General features: G+C 44.8%; 9 protein-coding genes and 1 pseudogene. All 10 read right to left on the bottom strand.

The features are described from left to right. Nucleotides 1-257: pseudogene (locus tag B3O33_RS06335) on the bottom strand (ornithine carbamoyltransferase); the annotation flags it as partial. A 1-nt stretch (nt 258) separates the two neighbouring features. Then, nucleotides 259-1,458: an aspartate aminotransferase family protein gene (locus B3O33_RS06340; RefSeq protein ID WP_292359354.1), complete on the bottom strand. Its 1,200-nt coding sequence runs from the start codon at nt 1,456-1,458 to the stop codon at nt 259-261. A gap of 164 nt (nt 1,459-1,622) precedes the next feature. Then, entirely contained in the window at nt 1,623-2,204 is a 582-nt protein-coding gene (gene sodB, locus B3O33_RS06345) for a superoxide dismutase [Fe] (protein ID WP_292359352.1), read from the bottom strand. Between the two features lie 61 nt (nt 2,205-2,265). Continuing rightward, nucleotides 2,266-2,721 (bottom strand): ribosomal protein S18-alanine N-acetyltransferase, encoded by a 456-nt coding sequence (rimI, locus tag B3O33_RS06350; RefSeq protein ID WP_292359350.1) that lies wholly within the window; start codon nt 2,719-2,721, stop codon nt 2,266-2,268. 16 nt (nt 2,722-2,737) lie between these two features. Beyond that, entirely contained in the window at nt 2,738-3,232 is a 495-nt protein-coding gene (locus B3O33_RS06355) for a DNA polymerase III subunit psi (RefSeq protein WP_292359348.1), read from the bottom strand. Beyond that, a complete protein-coding gene (locus B3O33_RS06360) occupies nt 3,232-4,764 on the bottom strand; it encodes a 2-isopropylmalate synthase (RefSeq protein ID WP_292359346.1) in 1,533 nt (510 codons plus the stop codon). The genes B3O33_RS06355 and B3O33_RS06360 overlap by 1 nt, the downstream gene beginning before the upstream one ends. 168 nt (nt 4,765-4,932) lie before the next feature. Beyond that, nucleotides 4,933-5,676: a CDP-diacylglycerol--serine O-phosphatidyltransferase gene (pssA, locus tag B3O33_RS06365; protein WP_292359344.1), complete on the bottom strand. Its 744-nt coding sequence runs from the start codon at nt 5,674-5,676 to the stop codon at nt 4,933-4,935. A 116-nt stretch (nt 5,677-5,792) separates the two neighbouring features. After that, nucleotides 5,793-6,803: a ketol-acid reductoisomerase gene (gene ilvC / locus B3O33_RS06370; protein ID WP_292360220.1), complete on the bottom strand. Its 1,011-nt coding sequence runs from the start codon at nt 6,801-6,803 to the stop codon at nt 5,793-5,795. 28 nt (nt 6,804-6,831) lie between these two features. Next, nucleotides 6,832-7,329 (bottom strand): acetolactate synthase small subunit, encoded by a 498-nt coding sequence (ilvN, locus tag B3O33_RS06375; RefSeq protein ID WP_292359343.1) that lies wholly within the window; start codon nt 7,327-7,329, stop codon nt 6,832-6,834. Further along, nucleotides 7,329-8,185, bottom strand: an 857-nt coding sequence (locus B3O33_RS06380; RefSeq protein WP_292363212.1) for a thiamine pyrophosphate-dependent enzyme, incomplete at its 5' end; no start/stop codon positions are given. The genes ilvN and B3O33_RS06380, both read right to left, overlap by 1 nt.

Raw genomic sequence — 8,185 nt, forward strand, 5'->3', positions numbered from 1 at the left:
ACAATCGGCTCGCCTCTACCCAGTTGCGTATCATCCGGCGATAAAAAGATTGAACCACCACCAAACTGCACCATGGCAGACTCAAATGATACCCGGGTACGGGTTGATGATTTTTCAAAAATCATCGCCAGCACTTTGTTTTTTAAGGGCTGATAAATCTCACCTGCCTGGTGCATTTTTTTGAGTTCAGAAGCCCGCGAAATCAACTGGGTCAATTCAGACGGCGATAAATCTTTAAGCGTCAGAAAATGTCTCATATCAGGCTACGCTCTCAATGGGGCGAGTCGCTAAAAAAGCTTTGACCAACTGACTGACTTTAGTCACGATCAATTCAGCTTCCTGAGCATTAATAATCAATGGTGGGAGTAAACGAATCACTTTTTCCGCCGTTACATTAATCAGGATATTTTCCTGCAGAGCCAATTTGACCAAGTCACCACACGGAACCGTTAATTCAATACCAAACATAAATCCCAAATGACGAATATCCTTAACACCATCTGTCTTACCTAACTGTTGTTTAAAGTGCTGATGCATCTGCTCACCAAGCCTGCTGACATGGTCCAGCAGATGCTGCTTCTCGATGCTATCCAGTACGGCTATTGCAGCACTGCAGGCCAACGGGTTACCGCCAAATGTTGAGCCATGATTGCCAGCCTGTAAAACACCTTTAGCCAGACCCGCAACTAAACAAGCACCCACCGGCATACCATTGCCCAGGCCTTTTGCCAAGGTCATCACATCCGGTAACACCCCCTGCTTATGCTGAAACGCAAACCATTTACCGGTACGGCCAACACCCGTCTGCACTTCATCGAGCATCATCAGTAATTTACGTTGTGTACATAAATCCCGTATAGCAGACAGATATTCACTGTCCGGAACCTTGATGCCGCCTTCTCCCTGTACAGGTTCGACAAGAATCGCAACCGCTTCAGGCCAGTGACTGACCGCCATACGAATTGCATCAAAATCATTATATGGGACACGTACAAACCCGGGGACTAAGGGTTCAAACCCGGCCTGAACCTTGGCATTACCTGTGGCTGTCAACGTGGCCATTGTTCTACCGTGGAAACTACCTTCCATCACTATAATGACTGGCTTATCAATACCTTTGCTATGACCATACTTACGTGCAAGTTTGATAGCCGCTTCATTGGCCTCAGCACCGGAATTGCAGAAAAACACCTGATCCATGCCGGAGAGCTGGGTCAACTTATCCGCCAATAACTGCTGCTTTTCAATATGGTACATATTTGAGGTATGTATCAAGGTTGCTGCCTGCTCAGAAATAGCACGCGTCACTGCAGGGTGACAATGCCCAAGGTTGCAAACCGCAATACCACTTAATGCATCCAGATATCGCTCGCCGCGGGTATCAGTCAGCCAAGCACCTTCCCCTTTAGCAAAAGAAATATCTAAACGACCATAAGTAGGCATGACAGATTCGGTCATGGCATTTAACTCCCTGCCTGTATTTCAAGGCGTAATGTCAGCAGTTATTTCTGCTGGTTAAAACGAAAAATGGCAGTTTCAAAAGAAAACTGCCATATTCTAAAAACTGTAAATTATATAACGAATCAGTCAGTAGTCATAAGACTACTGACTGATTCTATAGTTTATGCTGCAAAGTTTGCTGCAACAAAGTCCCAATTTACCAGTGTCCAGAATGATTCCAGGTATTTAGGACGGGCATTTCGGTAATCAATATAATAAGCATGTTCCCAAACATCACAAGTCAGCAAGGGGATTTGGCCAGCCGTCAGCGGACAACCCGCATTGCTTGTATTCACAATTTCAATGCTGCCATCCGCATTTTTTACCAGCCATGTCCAGCCGGAGCCGAAGTTAGTGGTAGCTGATTTAGTAAATTGTTCTTTGAACTCAGCAAAAGAACCAAACTTGGCATCAATTGCAGCGCCCAGGTCACCAGAAACAGCGTCTTTACCATTAGGTGTCAGACAGTTCCAGTAAAAAGTGTGATTCCAGACCTGTGCAGCATTATTGAAAACACCACCACTTGATTTAGTGATAATGGTTTCCAATGATTGACCTTCAAATTCGGTGCCAGGAACCAGATTATTCAGGTTATTAACATACGTTTGATGATGTTTACCATAATGATATTCAAGCGTCTCAGCAGAGATGTGCGGTTCCAGAGCATCTTTTGCATATGGAAGTGGTGGCAATTCAAAAGCCATAATAAATCTCCTTGATTGATAATAACCAACGTAAACACGTTAGTTTATGTGAGGGCATGTCTTATAGCAAGCTTTGACCAAGCTGAGATAACATGCCAAGTTCCAAACCCATCAGTACACCATCCTCCCGGCCCTGCTCGGCAGGATAGTACCCCCGGCGCACTGACATTTCATTAAACCCTGTCGACAGATAAAGTTGTTGAGCCCTGAAATTACTGGCTCGCACTTCTAACACGACAATTACAGCAGACTGTTCCACAGCAACATCAATTATATGACTCAGGATCTTTCTGCCATAACCATTTCCCTGATGAGCGGGGGTTACACAAATATTCAGTAAATGCACTTCATCCAGCACCGATTGTACAACGCTGTACCCAATCAACTCATCATCAGCTGAATAAAGAAAGGTTCGGTAACCGCTTTTCAGGCAATCTTCGAAATTGCCCTTTGTCCAGGGAAAACGGTTTGCCAGCTTTTCAATATGAAAAACTTTATCAATGTCCGCCAATTGCATTTGACTAACCGCTAACTCAGTCAAGATGCGCGGCCCTTAAGTTCCGTAATTTTAGTACAACCTGCCACATTTCAAATTTACGTTGAGGCTGATCCAGTAAATCTCGCAAACAGGGGCCAGTCAATGTTAGTAAACCATGACCAATTTGCTGACAGCTTAACGAATTATGCGGCTGAACATTAAGTTTTCTCGACCATTGTTCACCTAAAACCAGAACGACAGTTTTGTCCGCAGAACACTTTGCCAATAATGTGGCTTGCTGCGGATTAATCACCAGTACATCGCCAAGTCCGACATCGATACTGGCGAAGATCGCTTTTAATAACCGTTTTTCTGCCGTTGTGACTGACTCATCCGCGATGACCAACCAGTTTTTTTGAAAATCAAGTTGGCTGACAATATCATTATCACTACTCAACGCAGCCGAAATACTAACATCGTCCTGACGCTGTACCCAGACAGGGATACCCATCTCATTCAAGGCAAACTGTTGTGCGGCAGATAATTGCATCAGACTTGCGGGTGCGCCCGATCAGCCGGCAGCAACATTTTATTCAGTGCATGGATATAAGCTTTTGCCGAGGCAATCACGATATCAGTATCGGTACCCTGCCCACTGACAATTCGTCCCCCTTTTTCCAGTCTGACACTGACTTCACCCTGAGAGTCTGTACCGCTGGTGATATTATTTACTGAATACAGCTGTAACTCAGTATTGCTCTGCACCATTGATTCTATGGCTTTAAAAGCGGCATCAACCGGTCCGCTGCCACTCATTTCAGTTTTGACTTCCTTATCATCAACTGCCAGGGTCACGCTGGCAACGGGTATTTCACCCGTCTCACTGCATACGCGCATCGAAATCAAACGTACACGCTCGTTATCTTCAGTTAATGTATCACTGACAAGTGCCTGAATATCCTCATCAAAAACTTCATGCTTTTTATCGGCGAGCTCTTTAAACCGGGTAAAGGCACTGTTTAAATCTTCCTCTGACTCCAGTTCAATTCCTAATTCTTTCAACCGTGAACGAAAGGCATTTCGTCCAGAATGTTTACCGAGCACCATTCGATTCGTATTCCAGCCCACGTCTTCAGCACGCATAATCTCATAGGTTTCGCGGTTTTTCAGTACCCCATCCTGATGAATACCGGACTCATGCGCAAAGGCATTCGCACCAACGATAGCTTTATTTGGTTGTACGACAAATCCGGTTACACCAGAGACTAAGCGGGATGCGGCCAGTATTTGCGTCGTGTTTAAACGGGTATCGCAATCAAACATATCCTGGCGGGTACGTACTGCCATAACCACTTCTTCCAGAGAAGCATTACCTGCGCGTTCACCAAGTCCATTAATAGTACATTCCACCTGACGCGCACCATTCATCACTGCGGATAAGGAATTAGCTACCGCCAACCCTAAGTCATTATGACAATGCACCGAGAAAATGGCTTTGTCCGAATTTGGAATGCGCTCACGCAGATTTTTGATTAACTCACCAAATTGTTGTGGCAAGTTATAGCCCACCGTATCCGGAATATTTAAGGTTTTGGCACCGGCATCAATGACCGCCTCAAGCACCCGGCAAAGGAAGTCAAGATCACTTCGGCCAGCATCTTCAGGAGAAAACTCAACATCATCTGTATACAGGCGCGCACGTTTAACCGCCTTAACAGCATTTTCAATCACCTCATCGGGCTGCATCCGCAATTTCATCTGCATATGAATTGGCGAGGTCGCAATAAACGTATGAATGCGTGATGCATTAGCTGATTTAAGCGCTTCGCCGGCACGATCAATATCTTTGTCCAACGCCCGCGCAAGACCACAGACACGGCTGTCTTTAACGGCCTTGGCAACAGCTTGTACGGATTCAAAATCACCAATACTGGCAATGGGAAAGCCGGCTTCAATAATATCCACGCGCATACGCTCAAGGGACTTGGCAATTCGTACCTTTTCGTCTTTGGTCATTGACGCGCCAGGACTCTGCTCACCATCACGCAAGGTTGTATCAAAAATGATTAGTTGGTCTTTCATCTCGCTCGCTCCGAACATTCTGCTCATCACTGAGCAAGTATTTATTGTCATTATAATTAGGATAGGTAAGGGCTACAGAAGATTTTTCAATAAATTTTTATTCTGTAAAGTCCATACCCATTATCAAGCTATTCTGAGTAACAGTACGTCCTCAGTATCTTGTTAATTTTATTTTGATTGTGCGCGTTCGTTGCGATGTTTCCGAAGCTGTACCAGAGTTAATACTGGGCCTGAAATCGCATACAACAGGAAGGCAGTAAATAAAACGATTGGCGGATCAGTAGCAATAAGCGCAAAAACCAGGACTAACCCCAACATCACCATGAAAGGTACCTTGCCCCGCAAGTTAAGTTCTTTAAAACTATGATAGCGAACAGTACTGACCATCAGAATAGCCGTAGCAAAGGTCAATGGCACCCCTACAAATGACAGTAATGCCGGATCCAGTTGATTATTATGTCCTACCCACACCCAACCAGCGATACAGGCTGCTGCCGCGGGACTTGGAAGTCCTTGAAAGTAACGTTTATCAGCAATACCCACCTGAGTATTAAAACGTGCCAGTCGCAATGCACCACAAGCCGCATATATAAATGCCACCATCCAGCCAAATTTACCCAGACCGTTCAAGGCCCATTCAAACATAACTAATGCGGGCGCCAAACCAAAGGCAACCATGTCTGCAAGACTATCGTATTCAGCACCAAAAGCACTTTGGGTATTGGTTAAACGAGCAATACGCCCATCCAGGCCATCCATAATCATCGCAACAAAGATCGCTACTGCTGCAGTGGTAAAGTCGCCTCTTATGGCAGCAACAATAGCGTAGAAACCGGCAAACAGGCAGGCTGTGGTAAATAAATTCGGTAACAGATATATGCCACGTTTTTGTTGTTCTTCATGATTAACCATAAATTTCCTGTATTCAGAGAAGAAGTGATTGCATTATGACATCCGCACCTTCATAAACAAAACAAGGGCAGGTTGCCAAGCAACCTGCCCTTGTCAGGGACAACCAAAAAAAGTTTTTAGTTTTTAGACTTATCAACGATTTTTTGAATCCACGGCATCATTTCACGCAGTTTTGCACCGGTTTTTTCAATTGGATGTTCTGCATTCAATCGACGCATTGCCGTCATTTCAGGATAACCTGACTGACCTTCCTGAATAAACTGCTTGGCATACTTGCCTTCCTGAATGTTTTTCAACGCTTCACGCATTGCCCATCGACTTTCTTCATTAATGACTTTAGGGCCAGTAACATATTCGCCATATTCGGCATTGTTGGAAATCGAATAATTCATGTTGGCAATACCGCCTTCATACATCAAGTCAACAATCAGTTTCAATTCATGCAAACATTCAAAATAAGCCATTTCCGGCTCATAGCCAGCTTCAACCAATGTTTCGAAACCGGCTTTAACCAATTCAACTGCACCACCACATAACACCGCTTGTTCACCAAACAGATCCGTTTCAGTTTCATCACGGAAAGTGGTTTCGATAATACCTGTACGGCCACCACCAATGGCTGAGGCATAGGATAAAGCAATGGCTTTGGCTTTGCCGGAAGCATCCTGTTCGATAGCGATCAAATCAGGAATACCACCACCACGGGTAAATTCACTGCGAACAGTATGACCAGGTGCTTTAGGCGCAATCATGATGACGTCCAAATCCTTGCGTGGCAGGATTTGGTTATAAACAATTGCAAAACCATGAGCAAAAGCCAGAACAGCACCTTGCTTCAGATTCGGTTCGATTTCATCTTTATATAAAGATGATTGGAATTCATCCGGCGTTAACACCATGATCAGATCCGCTTGCTTGACAGCAGATGCGGTATCAGCAACTTTCAGCCCAGCGCCTTCAGCTTTGGCAATCGAAGATGATCCGGAACGCAATGCAACTGTCACATCCACACCGGAATCCTTCAGGTTACAGGCGTGAGCATGGCCCTGTGAGCCATAGCCGATAATGGTGACTTTCATGCCACGAATAAGCGACAGGTCACAATCTTTATCGTAATAAATATTCAAACTCATTATTAATTCCTTCGTTTTTAAATCAATTCAATTGCAGGCATTTTTCGCCACGGGCAATCCCGGAAACACCGCTGCGTACAGTTTCAAGTATTTTATGTTCGGACAGTGCTTCGATAAACGAATCCAGTTTGCTTCCGGCACCGGTCAGTTCAATCGTGTAGGTTGATGCCGTCACATCAATAATATGTCCACGGAAAATATCCGCCAGACGTTTGACGTCATCACGTTGGTCCATGGTGGCTGCTTTGACCTTAATCAACATCATTTCACGTTCGATGTGCGGTCCGTCAGACAATTCCATAAGCTTGACCACATCAACCAACTTATTCAGCTGTTTGGTGATCTGTTCAATAATCCGGTCGGTTCCGGTTGTCACAATTGTCATACGGGACAAGGACGCATCTTCAGTCGGAGCAACGGTTAACGACTCAATATTATAACCACGCGCAGAAAATAAACCTGCAACACGTGATAAAGCACCGGCTTCGTTTTCAATCAAAATCGAAATGATATGACGCATTATGACAGCTCCCGTTCTGGATCCTGGGGTAAATCGCAGTAAGGCGACATGTGCATTTCATTGTGGGCTTTGCCCTGTGCAATCATCGGATACACATTTTCGGTTTGATCAGTGACTATATCCAGAAATACCAGTCGATCTTTCAGCGCAAAGGCCTCTTCCAGTTTAGGACGCAAATCTTCTACTCGTTCGATACGAATACCAACATGACCATAACTTTCGGCTAATTTGACGAAATCAGGTAACGATTCCATATAAGAATGCGAATAACGGTTCTGATAGAAAAATTCCTGCCACTGACGCACCATGCCTAGGTAACGATTATTCAATGCAACAATTTTAACCGGCAAACCATATTGCAGACAGGTAGACAGCTCCTGAATACACATCTGGATACTGCCTTCGCCAGTAATACAAATCACTGTCTCTTCAGGGAATGCCAATTGAACACCCATTGCGGCGGGTAAACCAAAACCCATGGTTCCTAAACCGCCCGAATTAATCCAGCGATTCGGTTTGCTGAAACCATAGTATTGGGCCGCCCACATCTGATGCTGTCCAACATCTGATGTTACATAAGCATCGCCTCTGGTGATCTCATGAATCATTTCAACTACTGCCTGAGGCTTGATCTGGTCGCTACTTCGATCATAAGACATACATCTTTTGGCACGCCATCCATCAATAACAGCCCACCACTCCGCCAAGGCTGCTTGATCCGGCTGTGTTTTGCTTACTTCCAGCAAATGATTCATATCAGCCAGAACATCTCCAACATTGCCAACAATCGGAACGTCTACTGAAATAGTTTTGGAGATCGAAGACGGATCAATATCGATATGAATAATCTTGGCGT

It is taken from the genome of Methylophaga sp. UBA1464, assembly GCF_002325665.1.
In the GTDB taxonomy this organism is placed as follows: domain Bacteria; phylum Pseudomonadota; class Gammaproteobacteria; order Nitrosococcales; family Methylophagaceae; genus Methylophaga.

Bases quoted from the DNA above. Each gene is read 5' to 3' on its own strand.
- ilvN (WP_292359343.1), bottom strand. From the start codon at position 7,329: ATGCGTCATATCATTTCGATTTTGATTGAAAACGAAGCCGGTGCTTTA.
- sodB (WP_292359352.1), bottom strand. From the start codon at position 2,204: ATGGCTTTTGAATTGCCACCACTTCCATATGCAAAAGATGCTCTGGAA.
- B3O33_RS06360 (WP_292359346.1), bottom strand. From the start codon at position 4,764: ATGAAAGACCAACTAATCATTTTTGATACAACCTTGCGTGATGGTGAG.
- pssA (WP_292359344.1), bottom strand. From the start codon at position 5,676: ATGGTTAATCATGAAGAACAACAAAAACGTGGCATATATCTGTTACCG.
- B3O33_RS06355 (WP_292359348.1), bottom strand. From the start codon at position 3,232: ATGCAATTATCTGCCGCACAACAGTTTGCCTTGAATGAGATGGGTATC.
- B3O33_RS06340 (WP_292359354.1), bottom strand. From the start codon at position 1,458: ATGACCGAATCTGTCATGCCTACTTATGGTCGTTTAGATATTTCTTTT.
- rimI (WP_292359350.1), bottom strand. From the start codon at position 2,721: ATGCAATTGGCGGACATTGATAAAGTTTTTCATATTGAAAAGCTGGCA.